This window comes from Bacillus suaedaesalsae, assembly GCF_016890225.1.
GTDB classification, from domain to species: Bacteria; Bacillota; Bacilli; order Bacillales; family SA4; genus Bacillus_BS; species Bacillus_BS suaedaesalsae.
Genome location: NZ_JAFELM010000032.1, coordinates 1 through 24,906, shown reverse-complemented (window position 1 = coordinate 24,906; position 24,906 = coordinate 1). Strand labels below are relative to the sequence as shown.

General features: G+C 37.1%; 20 protein-coding genes, 1 rRNA gene and 2 riboswitches. Of the genes, 14 read left to right on the top strand and 7 right to left on the bottom strand.

Features of this window, described 5'->3' with window-relative positions; genetic code table 11:
• Together rimI and tsaD are read left to right on the top strand one after the other, a co-directional pair.
• A complete protein-coding gene (gene rimI, locus JR050_RS13300; protein ID WP_204203996.1) occupies nt 1-477 on the top strand; it encodes a ribosomal protein S18-alanine N-acetyltransferase in 477 nt (158 codons plus the stop codon).
• Entirely contained in the window at nt 449-1,465 is a 1,017-nt protein-coding gene (gene tsaD / locus JR050_RS13295; protein WP_204203995.1) for a tRNA (adenosine(37)-N6)-threonylcarbamoyltransferase complex transferase subunit TsaD, read from the top strand. The genes rimI and tsaD overlap by 29 nt, the downstream gene beginning before the upstream one ends.
• A 380-nt stretch (nt 1,466-1,845) precedes the next feature.
• On the opposite strand, the gene JR050_RS13290 is transcribed toward tsaD, so the two are convergent.
• Nucleotides 1,846-3,780 carry an ABC-F family ATP-binding cassette domain-containing protein gene (locus JR050_RS13290; RefSeq protein WP_204203994.1) on the bottom strand — a complete coding sequence of 645 codons (1,935 nt, stop codon included), beginning with the start codon at nt 3,778-3,780 and terminating at the stop codon, nt 1,846-1,848.
• Between the two features lie 162 nt (nt 3,781-3,942).
• On the opposite strand from JR050_RS13290, the gene moaC reads away from it, so the two are divergent.
• From moaC to tatC, 4 genes are all read left to right on the top strand, one after another.
• Nucleotides 3,943-4,422, top strand: coding sequence for a cyclic pyranopterin monophosphate synthase MoaC (gene moaC / locus JR050_RS13285; RefSeq protein ID WP_204203993.1), 480 nt, complete (start codon nt 3,943-3,945; stop codon nt 4,420-4,422).
• Nucleotides 4,423-4,638: 216 nt separating this feature from the next.
• Entirely contained in the window at nt 4,639-5,277 is a 639-nt protein-coding gene (locus JR050_RS13280) for a redox-sensing transcriptional repressor Rex (protein WP_204203992.1), read from the top strand.
• A gap of 15 nt (nt 5,278-5,292) precedes the next feature.
• The gene (locus JR050_RS13275) at nt 5,293-5,478 is read left to right on the top strand and encodes a twin-arginine translocase TatA/TatE family subunit (protein ID WP_204203991.1); all 186 of its coding nucleotides are present in this window, start codon (nt 5,293-5,295) and stop codon (nt 5,476-5,478) included.
• A gap of 16 nt (nt 5,479-5,494) precedes the next feature.
• Nucleotides 5,495-6,247 (top strand): twin-arginine translocase subunit TatC, encoded by a 753-nt coding sequence (tatC, locus tag JR050_RS13270; protein ID WP_204203990.1) that lies wholly within the window; start codon nt 5,495-5,497, stop codon nt 6,245-6,247.
• 283 nt (nt 6,248-6,530) lie between these two features.
• On the opposite strand, the gene JR050_RS13265 is transcribed toward tatC, so the two are convergent.
• The 3 genes from JR050_RS13265 to JR050_RS13255 form a co-directional block, all read right to left on the bottom strand.
• Nucleotides 6,531-8,168 (bottom strand): methyl-accepting chemotaxis protein, encoded by a 1,638-nt coding sequence (locus tag JR050_RS13265; protein ID WP_430392885.1) that lies wholly within the window; start codon nt 8,166-8,168, stop codon nt 6,531-6,533.
• Nucleotides 8,169-8,398: 230 nt separating this feature from the next.
• Complete coding sequence (locus tag JR050_RS13260; RefSeq protein ID WP_204203988.1) at nt 8,399-8,608, bottom strand: YdiK family protein; 210 nt, start codon at nt 8,606-8,608, stop codon at nt 8,399-8,401.
• A gap of 35 nt (nt 8,609-8,643) precedes the next feature.
• The gene (locus JR050_RS13255) at nt 8,644-9,351 is read right to left on the bottom strand and encodes a CPBP family intramembrane glutamic endopeptidase (protein ID WP_204203987.1); all 708 of its coding nucleotides are present in this window, start codon (nt 9,349-9,351) and stop codon (nt 8,644-8,646) included.
• A 325-nt stretch (nt 9,352-9,676) separates the two neighbouring features.
• On the opposite strand from JR050_RS13255, the gene groES reads away from it, so the two are divergent.
• Together groES and groL are read left to right on the top strand one after the other, a co-directional pair.
• Nucleotides 9,677-9,961 (top strand): co-chaperone GroES, encoded by a 285-nt coding sequence (groES, locus tag JR050_RS13250; protein ID WP_149221410.1) that lies wholly within the window; start codon nt 9,677-9,679, stop codon nt 9,959-9,961.
• Nucleotides 9,962-10,048: 87 nt separating this feature from the next.
• Nucleotides 10,049-11,674 carry a chaperonin GroEL gene (gene groL / locus JR050_RS13245; protein WP_204203986.1) on the top strand — a complete coding sequence of 542 codons (1,626 nt, stop codon included), beginning with the start codon at nt 10,049-10,051 and terminating at the stop codon, nt 11,672-11,674.
• Between the two features lie 525 nt (nt 11,675-12,199).
• On the opposite strand, the gene JR050_RS13240 is transcribed toward groL, so the two are convergent.
• Genes JR050_RS13240 through JR050_RS13230 form a run of 3 tightly spaced genes read right to left on the bottom strand, consistent with a single transcriptional unit; the run spans nt 12,200 to nt 15,913 of the window.
• Nucleotides 12,200-13,363, bottom strand: a complete 1,164-nt coding sequence (locus JR050_RS13240; RefSeq protein WP_204203985.1) for a Ger(x)C family spore germination protein — start codon at nt 13,361-13,363, stop codon at nt 12,200-12,202.
• A 2-nt stretch (nt 13,364-13,365) separates the two neighbouring features.
• Nucleotides 13,366-14,817: a spore germination protein gene (locus JR050_RS13235; protein WP_239454390.1), complete on the bottom strand. Its 1,452-nt coding sequence runs from the start codon at nt 14,815-14,817 to the stop codon at nt 13,366-13,368.
• Nucleotides 14,795-15,913 (bottom strand): endospore germination permease, encoded by a 1,119-nt coding sequence (locus tag JR050_RS13230; RefSeq protein WP_204203984.1) that lies wholly within the window; start codon nt 15,911-15,913, stop codon nt 14,795-14,797. The genes JR050_RS13235 and JR050_RS13230 overlap by 23 nt, the downstream gene beginning before the upstream one ends.
• Before the next feature lie 588 nt (nt 15,914-16,501).
• Here JR050_RS13230 and JR050_RS13225 point away from each other — a divergent pair.
• The 6 genes from JR050_RS13225 to JR050_RS13200 form a co-directional block, all read left to right on the top strand.
• Complete coding sequence (locus JR050_RS13225) at nt 16,502-17,458, top strand: AAA family ATPase (protein WP_204203983.1); 957 nt, start codon at nt 16,502-16,504, stop codon at nt 17,456-17,458.
• A 5-nt stretch (nt 17,459-17,463) separates the two neighbouring features.
• A complete protein-coding gene (locus JR050_RS13220) occupies nt 17,464-18,681 on the top strand; it encodes a DUF58 domain-containing protein (RefSeq protein WP_204203982.1) in 1,218 nt (405 codons plus the stop codon).
• The gene (locus JR050_RS13215) at nt 18,678-20,825 is read left to right on the top strand and encodes a transglutaminase TgpA family protein (RefSeq protein WP_204203981.1); all 2,148 of its coding nucleotides are present in this window, start codon (nt 18,678-18,680) and stop codon (nt 20,823-20,825) included. The genes JR050_RS13220 and JR050_RS13215 overlap by 4 nt, the downstream gene beginning before the upstream one ends.
• Before the next feature lie 29 nt (nt 20,826-20,854).
• Nucleotides 20,855-20,956: riboswitch (purine riboswitch) on the top strand.
• A gap of 131 nt (nt 20,957-21,087) precedes the next feature.
• A complete protein-coding gene (guaA, locus tag JR050_RS13210) occupies nt 21,088-22,620 on the top strand; it encodes a glutamine-hydrolyzing GMP synthase (protein WP_204203980.1) in 1,533 nt (510 codons plus the stop codon).
• 83 nt (nt 22,621-22,703) lie between these two features.
• Nucleotides 22,704-22,805: riboswitch (purine riboswitch) on the top strand.
• Nucleotides 22,806-22,939: 134 nt separating this feature from the next.
• Complete coding sequence (locus JR050_RS13205) at nt 22,940-24,265, top strand: NCS2 family permease (protein ID WP_204203979.1); 1,326 nt, start codon at nt 22,940-22,942, stop codon at nt 24,263-24,265.
• Between the two features lie 327 nt (nt 24,266-24,592).
• Nucleotides 24,593-24,906: ribosomal RNA gene (locus JR050_RS13200) — 16S ribosomal RNA — on the top strand; the annotation flags it as partial.

Here is a 24,906-nt window from a genome sequence, read left to right as displayed (position 1 = left end):
GTGAATAGTTCGGTTACCTTCAGACTTATGAAAGTAGAAGATATTGATGATATTTTAAAAATTGAGCACTCATCTTTTGCGACTCCTTGGAGTGCAGAAGCATTTTATAGTGAAATAGTAAACAATCCATATGCAAGTTATGTTGTAATGCAAGATAGTGACGAGATAATTGGTTATTGTGGTCTATGGGTTGTTCTTGAGGATGCACACATTACCAATGTTGCTGTACTACCAGAATACCGAGGACGTAAGCTTGGAGAAGCGTTGATGAGCCAAGCGTTGGAACTAGCAAAGGCGTTAGGTGCAAATCATGTTTCACTAGAAGTGCGTGTTTCAAATGAAGTAGCGCAGAGGTTATATCGAAAGTTAGGATTTCAAAATGGGGGCATCAGAAAAAGGTATTATACGGATAACAATGAAGATGCTCTAGTTATGTGGGTGAATATTAATGAAACATCAGATCATATTAGGAATTGAAACAAGCTGTGATGAGACAGCGGTAGCAATCGTAAGAAACGGAAACGAGATTCTTTCAAATGTTGTGGCTTCGCAGATTGAAAGTCATAAACGTTTTGGAGGAGTAGTACCGGAAATTGCGTCTAGACATCATGTTGAACAATTAACGATTGTGTTAGAAGAGGCAATGAAGGAGGCGAACGTTACGTATGAGGATATTAATGCGATTGCCGTGACGGAAGGGCCGGGGTTAGTGGGAGCATTGTTAATTGGTGTTAATGCAGCGAAGGCTTTAGCTTTTGCACATAATATACCGTTAGTTGGAGTGCATCATATTGCTGGCCATATTTATGCGAATCGGTTTATTACGGAATTCCAGTTTCCTTTACTGGCGCTTGTTGTCTCTGGCGGACATACAGAGCTTGTGTTAATGAAGGATCATGGAGATTTTGAAGTGATTGGAGAGACGCGTGATGATGCTGCTGGTGAAGCATATGATAAGGTTGCGAGAACATTGAGCTTACCTTATCCGGGTGGACCGCACATCGATAAATTAGCACATGAAGGAAGCCCAGTGCTAGATCTACCGAGAGCTTGGTTAGAGCCAGATTCATATGATTTTAGTTTCAGTGGATTAAAATCAGCGGTTATCAACACTTTGCACAATGCGAAGCAAAGGGGCGAGGATATTAAACCAGAGGATTTAGCTGCGAGTTTCCAGGAAAGTGTTATTGATGTGTTGGTCACAAAGACAGTAAAGGCAGCACAAGATTTTGCTGTGGTGCAAGTTGTCTTAGCTGGAGGAGTAGCGGCTAACAAAGGCCTTCGTGCGCGACTAGAAGAGTCGTTTAAGGAACTTCCAGATGTGGAGCTCACTATTCCACCTTTGTCGTTATGTACAGACAATGCAGCGATGATCGCCGCAGTAGGAAGTGTGGCGTTTGAAAAAGGAGTACGCTCCGAGTTATCACTCAACGGAAACCCGGGGTTAATGTTGAAGTCTTTTTAAGTTAATGGAATGTGAATAAGTAAAGCATCTACTTTTTACTATGTTAATAAGTGAATAAGTAAAGCATCTACTTTTTACTATGTTAATAAGTGAAAAAGTAGATGCTTTTTAACACTTTAAAGGAGTGGGGGACAGGCCCCCACTCCTTTAAAGTGTTAAAGTTGTACAGAGTTTATTCGTTTTGTGGATAAAAATGTGCATATGTGCATAAAATGATCTGTGTAATGTGGATAAGTTTTAAGGGGTGGCTTTTTTACATTGTTTGTAATGTGTATAACTTTGTGTATATGTGAGTAAAAAAAAGAGTCAGCATTAAACTGCTGACTCTTTTTCATTTGTTTCTGTGGATAAGTGTGATATCCACAGATCATAATAGTGTTTTATTGTTGTTTCTCCACAAGTTGTTCCCATTCTTCCATAAGGGCTTCTAGTTTTTCGTTTGCATGTTGGTTTTCGTCATTCAGTTTTTGAACGAGTTCGTGGTCTTGGTATACTTCTGGATCACAAAGTTTCTCATCGTTATCTGAGATTTGCTCTTCAAGCACCACAATTTCAGATTCAATTTCTTCGATTCTTCTTTTTCGTGCTCGCTCCAGTCGTTTTAGTTCTTTTTCCTCTTCGAAGCTGCGCTTTTCTTCTTTAACTGATTTTTCAATTACACCTTTTTCTTTCTCTTCAAGCTCCTCAAGTTCTAAAAGCATTTGTTTCTTCTCAAGGAAGTAATCGTAGTCTCCTAAATAGTTAGTAACTGAATCAGGAGAAAGTTCTAACACTCTTGTTGATATCCTGTTAATAAAGTAACGGTCATGAGATACGAACAAAATTGTTCCTGGATAATCAATTAACGAATTCTCTAGCACTTCTTTACTATCTAAGTCCAGATGGTTCGTTGGCTCATCCAAAATTAGTAGGTTTGCCTTTTGCATCATCAGTTTAGCTAGTGCTAAGCGGGCTTTTTCACCACCGCTAAGTGTTGACACTTCTTTGAGCACATCATCGCCCGAGAATAGGAAGTTACCGAGTATAGTTCGAATGTCTTTTTCGGGTAGTAACGGATAATCGTCCCAAAGTTCATTTAGAACACGCTTATTAGATTTTAAGTTTGCTTGCTCTTGGTCATAGTATCCGATTGAAACGTTTGATCCAAACTGAATTGAACCTTTAAGTGGCGTAATTTTATTCATAATCCCTTTTAATAACGTAGATTTACCAATTCCATTAGGACCAATTAAAGCCGCACTATCGCCACGTTGTAACGTGAAGGTGATGTTTTGGATCGTTGGTATAATGTTATCGTAGCTAAGCGCTATCTCGTTCACCTTTACAACATCATTTCCACTTTGCTTTTCTATACCAAAGTGAAAAGAAGCAGATTTTTCATCACCGGATGGCTTGTCCATAAGCTCCATACGGTCAAGCTGCTTTCTTCTACTTTGTGCACGTTTGGTTGTAGATGCTCTTGCGATATTCTTTTGGATAAAGTCTTTTAGTTTCGCAACCTCATCTTGTTGTTTTTCAAACTGTTTCAGATCACGTTCATAGTTTTCGGCTTTTTGAACAAGATAGCGGCTGTAGTTACCATGATACTTTGTAATGGATGTTCTTGAAATCTCGTAAACCTGATTGACGACTTTATCTAAAAAGTAACGGTCATGAGATACGATTAAAATTGCACCAGGGTAAGAGCTTAAATATTGTTCAAGCCATGCAAGGGTATCCATATCTAAATGGTTCGTCGGCTCGTCCAATATTAATAAATCTGGCTTTGTTAATAGTAGCTTTCCTAATGCCAGTCTTGTTTTTTGTCCTCCACTTAAAGTAGAGATAGGAGTACTATGATCAAAATGTGCAAAACCTAAGCCGTGAATAACAGAACGAATATCAGATTCATATTGATATCCACCTGATTGCTTAAACTGCTCTTGTGACAAATCATATTCTTTTAATAAACGTTCATATCTTGGTGTATCCGCAATTAAATCGGGATCTCCCATTTGTGATTCCATATTTCGTAGTTCTTTTTCCTGACTACGTAAATGGGAAAAAACTGTTAACATCTCGTCCCAAATAGAGAGAGTTGTTTCTAAGCCAGTGTGCTGAGCTAAATAGCCGATTGTCACATCTTTAGGCTTAATGATTTCTCCACCATCTTTAGAGATAATTCCTGCAATTATTTTTAACAAGGTCGATTTACCTGCGCCATTACGTCCGACAAGGGCAATCCTGTCCTTAGATTGTACTTCAAGCTTTATATTCGATAAGATAGGCTCAGAGCCATAATATTTTGAGATCCCATTACATTGTAATAAAATCATTGAAGTTCACCTCTATTCCTCTATCTTAGTGTATATATTTTTCCACATGCGAGCAATAGAGGAGAAGAGAGAAGTTGTTACAAATAATTCAAAAAGCAAAAGCGACAACTCATTAGAAATAGTGTATAGTCTTATGTATGATAGCATGTAAGGAGGGTTTGCATGGCAGACTTTACTCATTTTAATGAAGAAGGACGAGCTAGAATGGTTGATATTACGGAAAAAAATGATACTGTAAGAACAGCCGTTGCTCGATCAAGCGTCGAAGTTTCCGAAGAGATTTATGAAAAAATCGTGCATGCCCAAATGGAAAAAGGTGATGTGCTTTCTGTTGCACAAGTTGCTGGGATTATGGCAGCAAAGAAAACACCGGACATCATTCCTATGTGCCATCCAATCCCCATCAAAGGGGTAAATATTACATTTCAATGGGAGAAAAAAGAACAATCTTATATTCTCGTCATTGAAGGGGAAGTTAAAACAAAGGGAAGTACAGGTGTGGAAATGGAAGCATTAACGGCTGTTTCAGCCTGTTCGTTAACCGTATACGACATGTGTAAAGCTGTTGATAAAGGAATGGTAATTGGTCCAACTTTTTTAGTCCAAAAAACAGGTGGGAAAAGTGGAGATTTTCATAGATAAGTCAAGGCTGTTTTTTTAGACTTTGTTGCTTTTAATATATTAATGTTTATACAACAATAGTGTAATGGAGCGGAAGACACTTGACTCCTGCGGGAAGTGGAGAAAATGCCCGAGACCCCACAGGCGAAGCCGAGGAGGCTCGAATTTCTCCCCGCGGAAAGCAAGTGTCTAGAGTGGAATGGAACGGACAGTTTAAAACAAATGCGGGTGATACGTATGAATCAAGAACAACCAAAAATACCACAGGCTACGGCCAAGCGCTTACCGCTGTATTATAGATTTTTAAAAAATCTAGATTCATCTGGAAAGCAACGTGTATCTTCTGCTGAATTAAGTGAAGCTGTGAAGGTCGACTCAGCCACAATACGAAGAGATTTTTCATACTTCGGAGCACTCGGTAAGAAAGGATATGGGTATAATATACAATACTTATTATCTTTTTTCCGAAAAACACTCGATCAAGATGAAGTAACTAGAGTTACGCTTATTGGAGTAGGAAATTTAGGGAAAGCCTTTTTAAACTATAATTTTATTAAAAATAATAGTACGAAAATTGAACAAGCCTTTGATATCAACCCTGAGATTGTAGGGAAGGAAGTTGGAGGTGTACCGATTTATCATTTTGATGAATTAGAGGAGCGTTTAACTCCTGATGTTGCCATTGCCATTCTCACGGTACCAGCTTCAGTTGTACAACCTATAACTGATCGCTTAGTTCAAATTGGAATAAAAGGAATCTTGAATTTCACACCAGCACGAATTAATGTTCCGGATACGGTTCGCATTCATCATATTGATTTAGCTGTAGAGTTACAATCATTAGTATATTTCTTGAAAAATTATCCGTTAGACTAAAAGGGGGTGAAAGGGATGCCAACATTAGGTATTGGAAGTATCGTATTAATCGCAGGTGTAGCACTATTAATTTTCGGACCTAAAAAGCTACCTGAGTTAGGGAAGGCTGCTGGTAATTCTCTTCGTGAATTTAAAAACGCGACAAAGGGATTAGCAGATGATGACGATGAAGTAGTGAAGAAAAACGAAGGTGACAAGTAAGGTAGGATGAAATTTAATGAATCAAAATGAAATGTCCGTTTATGATCATATCGGGGAACTTAGGAAACGACTTGTCATCGTAGTCGTTTTCTTCTTTCTAGCGTTTGTGGGAAGTTTCTTTTTAGTGGAGTCACTTATTGTTTATTTACAACAAGCGGATGAAGCAAAAGAGCTAACGATGAATGCTTTTCGATTAACCGATCCACTTAAAATTTACATGGAATTTGCTTTTATTCTTGCCTTTATCCTTACTTTCCCAATCACTCTTTACCAGCTATGGGCCTTTATTAGCCCAGGATTGTATGTGAAAGAACGTAAAGTAACGCTAAGCTACATCCCATTTTCGTTAGTACTGTTTTTAAGTGGACTAGCTTTTTCATACTTTATTCTCTTTCCTTTTATTGTAGAGTTTATGCTACGGTTATCTGATAAGCTAGAGATTCAAACAGTAATTGGGATAAACGAATACTTCGAATTTCTTTTTCAGCTAACCATTCCGTTTGGGATTTTATTTCAATTACCTGTTGTCATTATGTTTTTAACGAGACTGGGTATTGTAACACCTGATTTCCTATCAAAAATTAGAAAATATGCGTATTTTATTCTGTTAGTTATTGCTGCGTTGATTACTCCACCAGAACTAATCTCGCATCTTATGGTTTCCATTCCACTATTCGTTTTATATGAAATTAGTATCCTAATTTCCCGTGGAGCTTATAAGAAAAGATTAAAGGCAGAAGCAGAAGCTGAAAAGGCAGAATTAGAGTAATAAATTTAGGCTCTTTTCGTAAAAGATAGTTGCTATTTGGATATCTCTGTTAAAAAATTGAGTTGATTGGAGCGGAAGGCACTCGACTCCTGCGGGAGATAGAGGGAATCGTGAGACCCCACAGGCGAAGCCGAGGAGGCTCACGTCCCTCCCCGCGGAAAGCGTGTGCCTGAAGCGGAAATCAACGGACCTAATATAAATTCTTTTTTGTAAAAATAGCAACAAAGTATGCGAAAACAGCCTAAATTTAAGAGCATGGGATCATTCCCATGCTCTTTGTTTGTTATGACTGTAATTTAAATTTTTCAATCTCTAGTTTTAAGTCATTAATTAAATCGTTTAATTCTTGTGCAGAATCAGAAACGACAACAATCGCATTTAACTGCTCATCAATACTTGAGGTAATTTGCTCTGTTGAAGCAGCAGATTGCTGACTAACTGCTGCAATGCTTTCAACTGCGTTAGAGACATTGTCCTTACTAGAAACTAGTAATTGAATGTTGTCATTTACATCTGAAATAATTGATTCGATACCGGAAACGCTACCAGCAATTTTCTTAAACGATTGCTCAGTTTCCATTACAGCATCTAATTGTTCTTTTGCTAATAGCTTTGTTTTGTCCATTTCATAGTTAGCAATGCTTGTTACATCGATAATGCCTGATAACGTTTGACGTACTTTGTCTGTTGCATTTGATGTTTCTTCTGCAAGCTTTCTTACTTCACTTGCTACAACTGCGAATCCTTTTCCATGTTCCCCAGCTCTTGCAGCCTCAATAGAAGCATTTAATGCAAGTAAGTTTGTTTGCTCAGAGATAGAATTAATTGTTCCAATAATCATTTCAATTTCTTTTACCTTTTCTGTTAATGTTTCAATAACTTCTTTCGTCTGACCAACCGACATTTCTGTATCACTTGATTTATCTTTTAACGTAGAAACACTAGTCATTCCGATTTTATTAGATGCAACAACTTGTGAGGAAGCTTCACTCATTAACTTAGTCTTATCAGATAATGACTGAATTTGATTCGCAAGTTCAACTGTTGCATTAAAAGTATCATCAGCATCACTTGCTTGTTGCACAGCACCTTTAGAAATCTCACCAATTGCCTTACCGATTTCTTCGCTAGAAGCTGTTGTTTCTTCAGCAACTGCACTTAGGTTTTGTGAGGTGCTAGTGATACTGTGAACAGATCCGTTTACTTTCGTAATTAATTCTCTTAAGTTATGAACCATTTTGCCAAAGCCATTTACAAGTTCACCAATTTCATCTGAACGTTTTAGCTCTTCAACATGAACAGCTAAGTTTCCGTTTGCTACTTCTGTCACGTGATTTGTAATGGAATTTATAGGTTTAGAGATTTTTCCAGCAAAATAATAAGAAAGGAATCCACCAATTACAATTGAGATAGCAAGCGTAATGACAAGTGCAATTAGAACTTGGTTAGCTCCTTGATTAAAGTCCATTTCATACGTTCCTGCTGAGATGATCCAACCCCAGTTCGGATCCATCTTATTATACGTGATTTTTAGTTCTCTTGAATTTTCATCTGTTGGCAATGCCCAGCTATATTCTACAAATCCACCACCATTTTGGGCGATCTTAATTTGTTCCTGTACAAATAATGACCCATCAGTGTCTGCTGTTTCCCATACATTTTTTCCTTCAATCGTTGGGTGAGCTAATTCAAGCCCTTTTTCATCGTAAGCAACAAAGTATCCATTTTCCCCTAAATCAACTGGACTAGAAATGGTACGCTTTCCGTCTGCATTCATTTCACCGATTAAATAAACTTTTACTCTTTCTTGAGCTTCTTCAAGTGTTAGTTCGCCATCTTCAACTTGCTTATTGGCAGAATCAATAAGTTGAAGTGCCATTTCTACACCATTTTTAAGTGTCGTTCTTCCTAGGTTATCCATTTGATCTTTTGCAATAAAATAAGCAACAGATCCAATAATGATATTCGGTACAATTAATATAACTAACATCATTGCGATTAATTTGTGACTAATGCGTAGTTTCATTGTTTCACTCCTTTTAAGTAGTAATATAACTTGTCTTTATATCGACTAATAATCGAGTAATATGAAGGAAAGCAATGCATGTAATTTTTGGATAATTTATAAAAACGATAAAAAAAGACCCAAGATTACTTGGAGTCTTTATTCTTCATCTTATTTATTCTGTTATGTAACAAAAACATTCTGACACCTACGCCAATATCAAATGTTGCTACAATCATTAATATGATTGTTGAGAAGCTCCACATATCAACTTGTGCGCTTTGAACAGCTAGTACAACAAAAACAGTCCCCATACCTAAGTACAATAGCCCCATTAGAAACGGTGAAGTACGCATGATGTTAAAACCTCCAAATATGTATGCTGGTAAATTTAAAAGAAAATAAATTGCATTGACTCTACTTGCTGCTGGTATTTTTCAATTTCATCTTTAAATACTAATTGAACTAATACAACAAACGTATTCATCGAAACATGTGCAATAATCGGTACAATAATACGTTTCGTTTTAACATATAAATAGGCGAATGTGAAGCCCATCGCAGTATAAATGAGAATATGTGTGAAATCCATATGAACAATTGCAAAAATAATAGAGCTAATGACAGCTGCAAGAATAAAGTTAAATCGTTTATATAAAGATCCGAACAAAATTTTCCGGAAAATTACTTCTTCAAGTATTGGTCCAATAACAGATGTTACGACGATAAATAGGGGAGTAGCCATCGCGATTTCCACTAGAAATTCTGTGTTTTCAGAACCAGGTTCAATCCCAAATAGTTTATTTTCAAGAACACCTGCTATTCCTTGGGCAAATAGTGCTAAAAACACTCCGAAAACTGACCAAAGAAGAGCAACTGGTAGTGAACTGCGATCATCCCTCAATTGATCTGGTCTCATGTCTTTTCTCATTAATATTAAAATAATTATTAGTGCCGATAAAAAACTAAAAATTAACCAGTAAGCGAGCGCAACTTCTTTTGGCTGTATTCCGAGATTATAAAATAATGGAACACCCAGAATGGTTGAGAATTGCATAATTACATAGGTTAACACTACATACCAATGACGTTTCTCCAATTTTTTATTCTCCTTTTTCCTTTGCATTTACATGCCCACACGTATTGTAACATATAAAGAATTTTTACAATAATGATATCTCCCCCGCGTGAACTTTGTCCTTTTAATTATTGTATGTAGTAGGTATAAATTATAGTAGAAATGATAAAATGGAAGAGTATGCCTTTTCCAAAAGATTGGATTTTTAATTGAAATTTTTTTAGAAATTGGATAGTTTATACTTGCATTCGTGAGTTAGATTATTTAATATAATAACTGTGTTAGCACTCGATGTGTTTGAGTGCTAATAAGTAAAAAACTAACAATATTAGAGGAGGTAGGTCTCATGATTAAGCCATTAGGAGATCGCGTTATTATTGAGCTTGTTGAGTCTGAAGAAAAAACTGCTAGCGGTATCGTATTACCTGATTCTGCTAAGGAAAAGCCTCAGGAAGGTAAAGTAGTAGCAGTAGGTACTGGTCGCGTGCTAGAAAACGGTGAGCGTGTAGCACTAGAAGTATCAGTGGGGGATCGCATCATCTTCTCAAAATATGCTGGTACTGAAGTAAAGTACGAAGGCACTGAGTATTTAGTTCTTCGTGAAAATGACATTTTAGCTGTTATCGGCTAATACACTATACTTAGAATATTAGGACAACAAAAATTGTCTACTTGTTTGTATACTTATTTTTTTCAAAACATAGGGAGGTAACGAAACATGGCTAAAGAAATTAAGTTTAGTGAAGAAGCACGTCGCGCAATGCTACGTGGTGTAGATACACTTGCAGATGCTGTAAAAGTAACTCTTGGACCAAAAGGACGTAACGTAGTTCTTGAGAAGAAGTTTGGTTCACCTTTAATTACAAATGACGGTGTAACAATTGCTAAAGAAATCGAACTAGAAGATGCATTCGAAAACATGGGTGCGAAGCTTGTTGCTGAAGTTGCAAGCAAAACGAACGATGTTGCTGGTGACGGTACAACTACAGCTACAGTTCTAGCTCAAGCAATGATCCGTGAAGGATTAAAGAACGTAACAGCTGGTGCTAACCCAGTTGGAGTTCGTAAAGGTATGGAAAAGGCAGTTGCAACTGCAATTGAAGAATTAAAGGCGATTTCTAAGCCGATCGAAGGTAAATCTTCTATCGCTCAAGTTGCTGCAATCTCTGCTGCTGACAATGAAGTTGGTCAACTAATTGCAGAAGCTATGGAGCGCGTTGGTAACGACGGTGTTATCACAATTGAAGAATCAAAAGGCTTCACTACTGAACTTGAAGTAGTAGAAGGTATGCAATTTGACCGTGGATATGCTTCTCCTTACATGGTAACTGATTCTGATAAAATGGAAGCTGTTCTAGACAACCCATATATCTTAATCACAGATAAGAAGATTGCAAACATTCAAGAAATCTTACCAGTTCTTGAGCAAGTTGTTCAACAAGGTAAGCCACTATTAATCGTTGCTGAAGATGTTGAAGGTGAAGCATTAGCAACTCTAGTTGTGAACAAGCTTCGTGGAACTTTCAATGCAGTAGCTGTTAAGGCTCCTGGATTCGGTGACCGTCGTAAAGCTATGCTTGAAGACATCGCTGTATTAACTGGTGGTGAAGTAATCACTGAAGACCTTGGTTTAGACCTTAAGTCTGCGAACATTACTCAATTAGGTCGCGCTTCTAAAGTTGTCGTAACAAAAGAAAACACGACAATCGTTGAAGGTAACGGAGATTCTGCTAACATCGCAGCTCGCGTGAAGCAAATCCGTGCTCAAGTAGAAGAAACGACTTCTGAATTCGATAAAGAAAAATTACAAGAGCGTTTAGCAAAGCTTGCTGGTGGAGTTGCGGTAATCAAAGTTGGTGCTGCTACTGAAACTGAGCTTAAAGAGCGTAAGCTACGTATTGAAGACGCACTGAACTCAACTCGTGCTGCAGTTGAAGAAGGTATCGTATCTGGTGGTGGTACTGCACTAGTGAACGTATACAACAAAGTTGCTTCTCTTCAAGCTGAAGGTGACGTACAAACAGGTATCAACATCGTGCTTCGTGCGCTTGAAGAGCCAGTGCGTCAAATCGCACACAACGCAGGTCTTGAAGGATCTGTTATCGTTGAGCGCCTAAAGCGTGAAGAAGTTGGCGTAGGTTACAACGCTGCAACTGGCGAGTGGGTAAACATGTTTGAAGCTGGTATTGTTGACCCGACTAAGGTAACTCGTTCAGCACTTCAAAACGCTGCATCTGTTTCAGCTATGTTCTTAACTACTGAAGCAGTAGTGGCAGATCTACCTGAAAAGAATGGTCCTGCAATGCCAGACATGGGCGGCATGGGTATGGGCGGTATGATGTAATCATTCGCCGTTGAACAAAGCCTCCCTTAGTTCATTGAACTAAGGGAGGCTTTGTTTTTGCTTAGATGAAACTGTGCGATTGAAGTGGTCATATAAGATCCGAGCAATTGGAATTTTTCTAATGGCCGTTGAAGAAGTGGTTTCGCAGAAAATAAGAGTGAGTCGTTGAAAACGAAGTCAAGCTCGCTGATATACGGATAAAGTCGCCAATAAAAGGAGGTACTCGCCGAAAAGAGTCCAGGAATCGCCGATAAAAACGTAAAAATCGTCGAAATATCCCTGATTATCGCCGATATCGGCACTTGGTCGCTGATAAGAACGAGTATTCGACGAAAAAATAAGTCCCCAAAAAGGATTAAAAGCATTTTAAGCTAGATTATTAGCAGAGAAATGCTTGTTTGAGTTAAACAATAGCAGCTCTAACAGGAACTACTAATTCTTTATATTATAAAAAACCTTTTTGAAGCAAAATATTACTTTCTAAAATGCAAGTGGTTTAAATTTAATAAGTGTTTTCAAGCTGATTTATAAACCACCACCATTAACTCTTTGTTCGTATTTATAACTATTAAAATGAAGAATCTGCACACTTACTTTTATATCGGTTAACGAACTTTCATCTAAATAAAACTGTTTTGTTTCTTTTAATTCTTGGTACTTTTTCGGGTTTTTCCTATACCATTTTTCACCAGCATCTAAAATATCTATCTTATTTTCAAGTCCTACTTTATATAGGGCAGTAATTTTATTGTTGAGGTCTGTTTCGATCTTCTTCTTTAATTCAATATATGGAACATCTTTAATCTTCTCGAGTAGATCGCCTTCTACTGACAGTTCTATTGAGAACTTGGGCATCTGTTTATCATCTTCATATTTGATTTTCATTTTGGGAGAGCTTAGCTTAACAGCAGCTACTAATTGACCGTCCACTTCCACTTTATGATGTAAGGCTACCTTTTTTTCTAGGAGCCAGTTTGTAAACATTGCGTCGTCAGAAGAGAGATTAGATATATATTCTTGTAGCTGAAATACAGCATACCCATCAAAAAATAAAACGGGGTAATCTTTATCAGCCTTCCAGCTGTCTTTGTCAATTTTAACAGTGGGGAGCTTTGCAACTCCCATTGGCTCATAGAAATCCCTCAAAAATTTCATTAATTGAACTGGCTTAATTTCATCTTGTGCAATCTCGTTATGATTCTTTTTAAAAAGAACCGTATAGATTGCAGGATAATTAAATAATGCCTTTGTATTTAGCGTGTCTTGAATCTCTTCTTTTGTGATCATGACTCGAAGTGTAGGTCTGAGTGACCGATTTCTCCCAAATTCCTCAATGACCTCTTTAAATTTATGTTTCACCAGTCTTTCACTTAAGATCAGTGTATTAGTATGTCCAAAAAATAAAGGAGGTTCAGACTTCCTATATAATTTACTGACTGCTAAATTTAATGTTTCACCAGTTGCAGATGCAATGAAAATAGGAACAGGTTCAGTAGGCTTTCCGCCTTCCTGTTTTGCTACATTTGCAAAATTCAAACCTTGGATATAAGCAATATACTCCTTTTTCTCTTCGTTATAATCCATACCAATAGCCACAATGTAGGTTAAGTCTTGAATGTTTTTTAAACCAGAACAGCTTGTAAGGAAGATACAACATAATATAACAGTGAGAGCTCTGATCCTCTTCATGGTTAATTACCACCTCTTGTGGGGTCTTTTGGACTTGTTGCTTTTGTTCTTTCTTTATAAAATTGGCGTGGTGCCTTAAGGAATGATTTAATAATTTCTTTAGTATTAATTGGAGCAACTGACCCTAGATATGGGACACCAAAGGACGAAAGAGTAGAAAGGTATAGAATTGTTAGAATAAAACCGATTATGACTCCAAATAACCCAAAAAGAGTGCTTAATAGCAGTACCGTAAATCTAATGATTGTAAAGGCTGAAGATAGTGATTGATTCACTAATGTAAAAGAGGAGATATAGGTAATGGCAGCAACCACTAACATCGTCGGGGAGGTCAAGCCTGCTCGAATTGCCGCATCTCCTACAATTAATCCACCAAGCACAGCAACCGTTTGCCCAATTGCTCTTGGTAATCGAACTCCAGCTTCGTTAAAGAGCTCAAATAAAAATAATACGATGAACATTTCGATAGGAGCAGATAAAGGTAATCCAAAACGTGAAATTGAGATTGTAGCTACTAATAAGTATGGAATTTGTTCGATATTAAAACCGGAAAATGCAATCCAAACACCAGGTAATAATCCGGCAACAGTAACCCCAAATAATCGTATAACTCTTTCTAATGCCACAAATGCATAACTATTGTACGTATCCTCAGGTGACTTAGTTTGGAGTAATAAATTAATAGGTGCAAAGGAGACGGTTGGATTGCCGTCAACTAAAAGAGCAAATCTACCTTGATTTAATGATTGAGCAATAAAGTCAGGTCTACCAGAATAGTCTAACGTTGGGAAAATAGAATAAGGTCTGTCTCGTATATACGATTCTAGATCATATATACTTACCAATATATCTAATTCAACGTTGTTTAATCTATTGCGAATATCTTCGAGTACACTTTGATTGATGACATCATCAAGATACATGATGGCAACTTTTGTTTTACTTCTTTTACCGATGGTGAATTTCTCTAAACATAAGGACGGAGTGTTTAGCCTGCGTCTTATTAACGAAATATTGGTCTTTAAATCCTCAACAAACCCATCCTTTGGTCCTCTAATGGACGTCTCTAGAGCAGATTCTTCCGGCTGCCTCTTAGGAAATTCCCCTACATGAATACTTAATAGGAAGTCATTTACGATAAAGATGGCGTATCCTTCAAACAGTAATTGTGACAAATCTTCTATTGGTTTTGCCGATACATCTTCTGCTTGAAATAATGATAGGAGCTTATCTTTAACAGAAGTTTCATTATGCTCTCCTAATTTAGGGAGAATATAGTGATCTAAATTTTGTAGATTTATTAAGCTTTCAAAATATATGATTTCAAAGGATTCTCTTTCTGTCACATGGACTTTACATTGTAAGTCTTGGCTTTTTTGAAACTGCAATTTTAACTTTATTACTTTTTCTTCAGGAGGTTCTATAGTTGTATTAGAGTTTGATGTTTGCATCATGTTGTACACCTCTTCGTTTTAGAACAAATATAATCAGTGCTGATACCAGAATTTGAATGAGAAAAATAATTAAACATGATGGTAAAAAGTACTTATAAATAAAAATGTTAAAATAATGAGCTTCTACCTTTACGAATACCATTAGGCAGAATAGTAGGAGATATGTGAAAAGGATAACCCTTAAATTTAATCGGTAATGATTTACTTTCTTAGTGAGGAATAGCCCAAGTAAAAACATTAATAATCCGACACGTATCAATGCACCGCTTAACCACTGATATAAAGCAAAAAAATCTAAATGATTGATATATTCTCCAATACTCAAAACTCGCCATTGCTCATAGGCAGGGTATCTATAGTTGACAGATTCTGTTGGACCAAATTCCATTAGTGATGCAGATAGCGGTCCAAAAATTAACCCTGTTAAGATAGTTAATAGTATAAACAATTGTCTAAATTTGATAGGCTCCTGTGAAAAGGGTTGCAGCAAAATAACCACATAAATTTCAAGAAGGCCAGAGAGGGAATAGATTATTCCTCTTAAAAGTGGAGAGAACCCTTCAGCCAAAATAGGAAATAGTAAACTTGGGTCTTTTAGGTCTGTGTTAATGATTGCGATCGATATCCCGAATATCATGACAAGTGGCAGTAGGTAACCACTAGTGATGGCCATATGTTTAACGCCAGCTAAGGTAAAAATAAAACAAGATATAAATAAAACTATTGTAATCATTAGTATGGAAGAATCAGCTAGAAAGTAAGCATTCAGCCAAATTATTAAATCCTTTAATGTTACGTATGAGCTAGTAAATAAAAACAACATAACAGGAATTGAGAGTAGTGTAGAAAAAACAATGCCAAGACGTTGTCTTACCAAAGTAAAGAAACCTTCGGGAGGGCTATTTTTTACAATATAGTAAATTAACCATAAGAAGATAATGGAGATTGGGTATGATACAATCACACTAATCCAGCTATCTCTTCCAGCAGCAGTCAATAAGTTTGGTATAAGAATGACATGATTTAGCAAGCCTGTAGAAAGAATTAGAAGCAATAACAGCTGTCTCGGGAGTAGTATTTTTGTTAAGATCTTCAATTCATCACCACGTATAATTAGGATAAAAATAGTATCACCTAATATATGGATTAATATGATTTTTTTAACACATTAGGAAACCTCTAGTGATGCTTGTAAGTAATGGCTATTCATAATTAAGGAGCTTCATATAAATTGAGAGCCTCATTAGACCTGGATACTGCAGCTTTAAGCTTAAGACCAAAAAGGGTTGGGAGAATATGAAGCTAATTACAGTTCATTAAAATAAAAAAGGAAGAATCAGGAATGTATGTCTCATGGTTCTTCCTTTTTATTCTATTACTGCATTTTTTTCCAAATAACACTATACCGATTTGCTAAGTTTTTTAGTGGGATTTACCGTGAAATAAAACTTAACTGTTCAATAAGTTTGAAAAAAAGGAATTCGACAAAATTATTAGAATTATATACTTAGATTATGGTAATCTATTGGAAAAGATAGAAAATTCCGTAATCGTAACGTAAAGTATTCCTTATACGTCTATTGTAGGGGATAGATGTTTAAGGTAATCGACGGAATAATAATCTTTGTATTTTACTATGTTTTTTGCATAGAACTTACTTATTTAAGAGAGAAGGGGTCTTTTTATGGTACAAAATATTGATACACTACATCCGGTATTAGATAGAGTAATAGATAACATTGGTAAAGTTATGATTGGAAAGCGTGACGTTGCAACTTTAAGTTTAGTAGCGTTACTTGCAGATGGGCATGTTTTATTAGAGGATGTGCCTGGTGTGGGAAAAACGATGATGGTTCGTGCATTAGCAAAATCAGTAAGTTCTGATTTTAAGCGAATTCAATTCACGCCTGACTTATTGCCTTCAGACGTGACGGGTGTTTCTATTTATAATCCGAAAGAACTACGCTTTGAATTCCGTCCTGGTCCGATCATGGGGAATATCGTGTTGGCAGATGAGATCAACCGTACTTCACCTAAAACACAAGCAGCGTTATTAGAGGGAATGGAAGAAGCAAGTGTAACAGTTGATGGAGTAACAAGATCATTAGCGAAGCCGTTCTTTGTAATGGCAACACAAAATCCAATTGAGTACGAAGGTACGTATCCACTGCCTGAAGCACAGTTAGACCGTTTCATCTTGAAACTAAAAATGGGTTATCCGACAATGGATGAAGAAATGGAAATGTTAGAGCGAATGGAATCTGGTCAACCAATCCACGAGCTTGATTCAGTGATTTCAACAGAAGAACTTATCGAATTACAAAACGAAGCGAAACGAGTAAGTGTAGATGCTTCGATTAGACAATATATCGTAAGTATTGTGGATGCTACGCGTAATCATCTTTCTATTTATTTAGGAGCGAGTCCTCGTGGTGCAATTGCATTAATGAGAGCGAGTCAGGCATATGCGTTAATTAACGGTCGTGACTATGTAGTTCCAGATGATGTGAAGTATTTAGCTCCTTACACATTAGCACACCGTATTATTTTAAAGTCTGAAGCTAAATTTGAAGGGATCACAGCTGAGCAAATTGTTACACATATGCTTGAGAGAATTAGGGTTCCATTAGTTAGGCGTTGATTTTTATGAAAAATAACTTATATGTACAGTTAGCGGGAAGAGTCTCATTAATTGTGTTTTTAATACTGGTGACCTTCGTGTTTGCCATGTTTCAAGGTGGATTTGTTAGTTGGTTTATCTTTTATAGCTTTCTTCCGCTAGGTTTATATTCACTATTGATTAGCTTCTATCCTTTAACGAAGTTTGAAGTGACAAGAACTGTGAATCAAGACCAGTTTATAGCGGGCGAAAAATTAAAAGGTACTATTACGGTTTCAAGAAATTTACCTTTCATTCCACTTCTTTATTTAATTATTGAAGAAGAACTTCCGTCGTCATTGAAATTTTGTCCGCAATCAAAACGGGCGAAAAACATGGTGTTTCCTTGGTTTAGGAAAACACTTGAAATGGAATACATTATCGACTCTATCCCAAGAGGAGAACATCAATTTACTTCCATTCGATTACGAACAGGTGATTTATTTGGATTAGTGGAAAAAGAATATCGCTATGAAAATAAGAAAAACTATCTCGTTTATCCGCAGTATGTGGATATGCAATATCGGCAATTAGAAAATCGTTTTGATCAAGGATCAACATCATCACGCACGAAACTGATTCGTGATACGACGATGGCAGTAAGTGTTCGTGAATATACACCAGGAGACCGATTTTCTTGGATTGATTGGAAGACGAGTGCAAGAAGAGATACATTTATGACAAAGGAATTTGAACAACAACAAAGTCATGATGTGGTCGTATTTATGGATAGATCGCATGATCAAAATCGAGCCATGTTTGAACAAGTTGTTACTCTGTCAGCCTCCATTGTAAGAGGAATTATCCGACATGGAGCACAATTAGGCTTTGTATCAAACGGAAAAGACCGATTTGTAGCAGGTCTTCGAAATACAGAGGCTCATCAACAACAAATTTTTTACCATCTTGCCAAAGTACAGCCTGACAGCAATCATTTTGCCACTTCGGTTGAAAGTGAGGTTACAAAATGGCAGCAAGGGTTAACGATGATTTTTGTGACGAGTGAACTGTCGGATTCATTTGCACGAACAGTGGAATATTTGGCGCATAAGCAATACCAAATTATTGTATTTGTTGTATTGCCAAAGGTGAATCCATCTAAAGAGACGATTATTAAGGTTGAGAACCTAAAGCGAAAGCATATTTTCGTGAAGGCAGTTATGGAAGGGCAATATGCAGATGCTTTTTACGAGGTGAGTAGATGATGAAAGAAAACCATAATTCACTGCAAAAAATCATCTATTATGTATACGGATTTTTAGTATTATGGGAATGGCTTCGTCCATTAGATGAAGTTACGGATACGGGTAATTTATCCATCTTTTTATACTTTATTGCACTATCCTATCTACTATCCTATTTCTCAGTACCCTTTGTCGTTTCATTTTCAGCAAAAGTATTGTTAATTGCCTATTTTATTCACGATTTATTTTTTGATGGTGGATTTTTCAGTCAAGAATGGATATCGGCTTTCTTTTCGGATATCGTAACCAACTTCTTCTACATGATGAATGCTGATTGGTGGGAAATGACAAACTCTTTTAGAAGTTTGTTATTCTTTGTACTGTTATGGCTGCTAGCGTATTTAATGGAATACTGGATCGTACAACTAAAGAAAATTTTACTTTTCTTATTAATGACCATTACGTATTTAGCGGTGTTAGATACGTTCACGCCATATGATTCAGATCAAGCAATTGTACGTATGGTTGTGTTTGGATTTATCATTCTTGGTTTATTAAAGCTTGATCGATTAAAAGAACAAGAATCATTATTTGTTCATAAAAAACTTTGGATGAAATGGCTTGTTCCACTCATTACCGTAACCGTACTCACAACGACGGTTGGATACTTTGCACCAAAAGCTGCTCCAGTTTGGCCAGACCCCATTCCATTTTTAACAGGTAACGGAGAAGCTGGTGGAGGGGTTAAACGGATCGGCTATGGAACGAATGATTCTACGCTTGGTGGACCTTTTATCGGGGACGACACAGTTGTCTTTACAGTTGAAACAGCAAACCGAGAATACTGGAGGGTAGAAACGAAAGATGTTTACACCGGTAAAGGCTGGGAATCTGAAGAGCCGAATTTTGTTACCGAGACAGATGAAAAAAATGTATCTATTCCTCTAGTAGAACAAGGTTTTCAAGGCGCTCCTGCAGTAGCGAAATTCGATATGAACATAGGATATTCTCATATTACGTATCCAGTACAATTACAATCTGTAGAAACTGATTATGAGATTGTATACGACATTAATTTATCCACTCAAAAAATCTCTACTAAAAGAAGTGGGGAACTGTTCCCGGTGGACAGCTATAGTGTGGTGTATACAGACCCTCGTTATATTTTAGAAGATTTAAAAGCAAGCTCGATAGAATATCCAGAAGAAGTGTTGCGTTATACGCAGCTTCCGGAAGATTTGCCAGAACGTGTGGGAGAGCTCGCGCAAGAAATCATTTTGCCACATGCAAATCGTTATGATCAAGTTAAGGCCGTGGAAAACTATTTCCGTCTTAATGGATTTGAGTATGATACGACAAATGTTGCTGTGCCAGGGAAAAATGATGATTATGTTGATCAATTCCTGTTCGAGACAAAAATCGGCTACTGTGATAACTTTTCTACATCGATGATTGTTTTATTACGCTCTGCTGGAATCCCTGCCCGTTGGGTAAAAGGATATACGGGTGGAGAATATTTAGAAACTACTACAAACAATACAAGAATGTATGAAGTGAAAAACGAAAATGCCCATTCTTGGGTAGAGGTTTATTTTACAGGAATTGGTTGGGTTCCGTTTGAGCCAACTAAAGGCTTTACAAATCCTTATGATTTCACGACAAATCAAGAAAAAGATGAAACAGCAATTCCTGCGGGTGCAGCACCAGAAGATAAACCAGAAACACCAGAAGAAGACTTACTAGCAGAGGAAGAGCTTGGTAAAGATGCAGGCAGTACCTTCTCTGTCGATATCACGGTTAAAGATGTTATGATTTTCGTAATTGTACTTCTAATTATTGGTGTGATCCTGTATTTCACGAGAAATAAATGGATGCCGATTTATGTGTTAAAACGCTACGGTAAATTTAGAAATGGGCAATCATTTGAAAAATCGTATTTCATCTTAATAAAACTATTACGCTCATACGGAATAAAGAAAAAGGATCATCAAACACTTCGTGAGTATGCAGCATATGTTGACTCATTCTTTTATACAAAAGATATGAGAAAACTTACGGTTAAGCTAGAAGGGATTCAATATCGTAAAAACCATTCTCTCGAGGATAAGGATATTAAACAGCTCCAAAAATTATGGGAAAATTTAATTAAAAGAATAGCATCTTGACCAATTGTTTAGCCATTGATAGAATAAGGTTCAATTAAACATGAGTCCTTCATATATCCTCGAAAATATGGTTCGAGAGTCTCTACCGGGTTACCTTAAATGACCTGACTATGAAGGCAGAGTCAAGCTATTCTACAAATCTTTTATTTGTATTTGCTAGAAAACTAGGATTCTGCCTTCTTTTTAGAAGACAAATCCTAGTTTTTTTTGTTTTTGGGAAGAATAAAAATACGAAAAAATTTAAGAGGTGAGCGTGTTGGTAATGGAGCAAGAGAAAATTGTCGTTCTTGATTTCGGAAGTCAGTACAATCAATTAATTACACGTCGTATTCGTGAATTTGGAGTCTATAGTGAACTGCATCCACATACGTTAACAGCAGCGGAGATTAAAGCACTAAATCCAAAAGGGATCATTTTATCAGGTGGACCGAATAGTGTCTATGAGGAAAATGCCTTCCATTGTGACCATGACATTTTTAACTTAGGTGTCCCGGTATTAGGGATTTGCTATGGTATGCAGCTAATGACACATGTATTTGGCGGTAAAGTTGAAAAGGCAACACATCGTGAATATGGAAAAGCGACATTAAAGGTAGAAATTCAATCACCTCTTTATCATCAAATACCTGAAGAACAGGTTGTTTGGATGAGTCATGGTGATTTAGTAGTCGAAACTCCACAAGGCTTTGAAGTTGATGCTACTAGTCCCTCTTGTCCAATTGCGGGGATGAGTGACCAAAGCCGTGGCTTTTACGGTGTTCAATTCCATCCGGAAGTAAGACATTCAGAATACGGTAATGATCTTTTAAAGAATTTCGTATTTGAAATTTGTCACAGTGAAGCAAACTGGTCAATGGAAAACTTCATTGAAGTAGAGATGCAAAAAATACGTGAAACAGTCGGTGACAAAAAGGTACTTTGCGCATTAAGTGGTGGAGTAGATTCATCCGTTGTAGCTGTGTTAATTCATAAAGCAATTGGCGATCAGTTAACATGTATGTTCGTTGATCACGGTCTATTGCGTAAAGATGAAGCAGAAGGTGTCATGAAAACATTCAGTGAAGGTTTTAACATGAATGTCATTAAAATTGATGCAAAAGAACGCTTCCTTTCAAAACTAAAGGGTGTCAGTGATCCGGAACAAAAGCGTAAAATCATTGGTAACGAGTTCATTTACGTTTTTGATGATGAAGCACAAAAACTTGAAGGAATTGATTTCTTAGCGCAAGGAACATTGTATACGGACATTATTGAGAGTGGGACATTAACTGCTCAAACGATCAAATCACATCATAATGTCGGTGGACTTCCAGAAGATATGAAGTTTACATTGATTGAGCCATTAAATACTTTATTTAAAGATGAAGTACGCGCTCTTGGTACTGAACTTGGACTTCCAGATGAAATCGTTTGGAGACAGCCATTTCCAGGACCTGGTCTTGGAATTCGTGTATTAGGAGAAGTAACAGAAGATAAATTAGAAATTGTACGTGAATCTGACGCGATCTTACGTGAGGAAATTAAGAATTTTGGGTTAGAGCGAGATGTTTGGCAGTACTTTACGGTGTTACCAGATATCCGTAGTGTAGGAGTTATGGGGGATGCACGTACGTATGATTATACAATCGGTATCCGTGCTGTAACCTCAATAGATGGAATGACATCTGATTGGGCTAGAATTCCTTGGGAAGTATTAGAGAAGATTTCAACAAGGATTGTAAACGAAGTATCACATATTAATCGTGTTGTTTATGACATTACAAGTAAGCCGCCTGCAACGATTGAATGGGAATAATCCGAATGAAATCCGAACATCGTAAAAAAATGTTCGGATTTTTATTGACAACAATCGACAAAATTAGTAAAATTAAAGTGTAATCATAAGAATTATAGTAATCTCGTATAATTTTGGGAATATGGCCCAGAAGTTTCTACCAAGCTGCCGTAAATAGCTGGACTACGAGAAATGAAGACTACCATTCTACATATCTATGTAGCTAGTAATGGGATATTTTCGTTTCTTTGTATGTTAGCTCCTTGCGTCCACGCAGGGAGCTACACTTGTTTTTGGGGTATTCTCTTCTATTTAAGGGGAAAAGGGAGAGGAATAAGGAATGAAACGTTATTTTCAATTTGAGGAACTTGGTACAAATTATAAAAAAGAATTCATTGGAGGTTTAACAACCTTCCTATCAATGGCTTACATTTTGTTTGTCAATCCAGACATTTTAAGTATGAGTGCAATTCCAGACTTACCTGAGGAAATGAGAATGAACAAAGAAGCAGTATTTACTGCAACAGCGATTGCAGCTGCTTTGGGCTCATTGTTAATGGGGATCATAGCTAGATACCCTATAGCCTTAGCGCCAGGAATGGGATTAAATGCGTTCTTCTCTTTTACAGTAGTATTAGGTATGGGAATTCCTTGGCAAACAGCATTATCAGGAGTATTAGTTTCAGGTTTAATTTTTATCGCTTTAACTCTTACAGGTGCTCGCGAAAAAATTATTAATGCAATTCCAGCACAATTAAAATATGCAGTGGCAGCGGGTATTGGTTTATTCATCGCTTTTGTTGGACTGCAAAATGCAGGTATTATTACGAATGATGATGCAGTTCTTGTAGGTTTAGGTGATATCACACATGGACCGACATTACTAGCGATCTTCGGTATTATCATAACTGTAATCTTAATGGTTAAAAAAGTTAATGCAGGTATCTTCATTGGTATGTTTGTAACTGCAGTAGTTGGAGTTGTTTTTGGATTAGTTGAGCTGCCTAGTCAAGTTGTAGGAGCAGTTCCAAGTTTAGAGCCAACTTTCGGGGTAGCATTTGAAAATCTTGATCAAGTATTTACTATTAAAATGATTGCTGTCATTTTAACTTTCCTGTTTGTAGACTTCTTTGACACTGCAGGAACGTTAATGGCAGTTGCGAATCAAGCAAATTTAATTAAAGATAATAAGCTTCCTCGTGCTGGAAAGGCATTATTCGCAGATTCAGCTGCAACAGTAGTTGGGGCTACACTTGGTACTTCAACGACAACGTCATATATTGAATCTTCAGCTGGAGTAGCAGCGGGAGCAAGATCTGGATTTGCTTCTGTTGTAACAGGAGTACTATTCTTACTAGCGTTATTCTTCTCACCGTTATTAGGGGTTGTAACACCACATGTAACAGCACCAGCTTTAATCATTGTAGGTGTACTAATGGTATCAGCATTAGGGAAAATTGAATGGGATCAGTTTGAGGTTGCTGTTCCAGCATTCTTAACGATTATTACAATGCCACTTGCATACAGTATCGCAACAGGGATTGCCATGGGATTCATTTTCTATCCGATAACGATGATCATGAAAGGTAGAACAAAAGAGATTCATCCTATTATGTATGGTATGTTTGTTATTTTCATCTTATATTTTATCTTCTTAGCTGAATAATAGTTGATTGTTAAAGTAGTCCCTGATTTTATGATCAGGGACTTTCCATATTTTACAATGTATATTGGTGTTGACTCTACGAGAAAACCTGTGTAATATAGAAACAGTCGCAGCAAGACATCAAATACTTTCTTCGAAAAATAAAAAAAGAAAAAAGTGTTTGACATAGACTTTAAAACTTGTTATTATAAGAAAGTTGCTTCTGAGCGACGAAGAGTTCTTTGAAAACTAAACAAAACGTCAAGCGTGTTGGTTTCTAACCAACGCAAAATTTTTAAAACTATCTATTATATAGATAGCCAGCAAGCAAATGAGCAATCAAACACTTTATTGGAGAGTTTGATCCTGGCTCAGGACGAACGCTGGCGGCGTGCCTAATACATGCAAGTCGAGCGGATTGATGGGAGCTTGCTCCCTGATATCAGCGGCGGACGGGTGAGTAACACGTGGGCAACCTGCCTGTAAGACTGGGATAACTTCGGGAAACCGGAGCTAATACCGGATAACTTCAAGCACCTCCTGGTGCTTGAATAAAAGACGGTTTCGGCTGTCACTTACAGATGGGCCCGCGGCGCATTAGCTAGTTGGTGAGGTAACGGCTCACCAAGGCGACGATGCGTAGCCGACCTGAGAGGGTGATC

Bases quoted from the DNA above. Each gene is read 5' to 3' on its own strand.
- JR050_RS13225 (WP_204203983.1), top strand. From the start codon at position 16,502: ATGGTACAAAATATTGATACACTACATCCGGTATTAGATAGAGTAATA.
- JR050_RS13235 (WP_239454390.1), bottom strand. From the start codon at position 14,817: ATGATGCAAACATCAAACTCTAATACAACTATAGAACCTCCTGAAGAA.
- JR050_RS13240 (WP_204203985.1), bottom strand. From the start codon at position 13,363: ATGAAGAGGATCAGAGCTCTCACTGTTATATTATGTTGTATCTTCCTT.
- groES (WP_149221410.1), top strand. From the start codon at position 9,677: ATGATTAAGCCATTAGGAGATCGCGTTATTATTGAGCTTGTTGAGTCT.
- JR050_RS13275 (WP_204203991.1), top strand. From the start codon at position 5,293: ATGCCAACATTAGGTATTGGAAGTATCGTATTAATCGCAGGTGTAGCA.
- JR050_RS13215 (WP_204203981.1), top strand. From the start codon at position 18,678: ATGATGAAAGAAAACCATAATTCACTGCAAAAAATCATCTATTATGTA.
- JR050_RS13260 (WP_204203988.1), bottom strand. From the start codon at position 8,608: ATGCGTACTTCACCGTTTCTAATGGGGCTATTGTACTTAGGTATGGGG.
- guaA (WP_204203980.1), top strand. From the start codon at position 21,088: ATGGAGCAAGAGAAAATTGTCGTTCTTGATTTCGGAAGTCAGTACAAT.
- groL (WP_204203986.1), top strand. From the start codon at position 10,049: ATGGCTAAAGAAATTAAGTTTAGTGAAGAAGCACGTCGCGCAATGCTA.
- JR050_RS13265 (WP_430392885.1), bottom strand. From the start codon at position 8,168: ATGGATAACCTAGGAAGAACGACACTTAAAAATGGTGTAGAAATGGCA.
- JR050_RS13290 (WP_204203994.1), bottom strand. From the start codon at position 3,780: ATGATTTTATTACAATGTAATGGGATCTCAAAATATTATGGCTCTGAG.
- JR050_RS13220 (WP_204203982.1), top strand. From the start codon at position 17,464: ATGAAAAATAACTTATATGTACAGTTAGCGGGAAGAGTCTCATTAATT.
- tsaD (WP_204203995.1), top strand. From the start codon at position 449: ATGAAACATCAGATCATATTAGGAATTGAAACAAGCTGTGATGAGACA.
- JR050_RS13280 (WP_204203992.1), top strand. From the start codon at position 4,639: ATGAATCAAGAACAACCAAAAATACCACAGGCTACGGCCAAGCGCTTA.
- tatC (WP_204203990.1), top strand. From the start codon at position 5,495: ATGAATCAAAATGAAATGTCCGTTTATGATCATATCGGGGAACTTAGG.
- JR050_RS13205 (WP_204203979.1), top strand. From the start codon at position 22,940: ATGAAACGTTATTTTCAATTTGAGGAACTTGGTACAAATTATAAAAAA.
- moaC (WP_204203993.1), top strand. From the start codon at position 3,943: ATGGCAGACTTTACTCATTTTAATGAAGAAGGACGAGCTAGAATGGTT.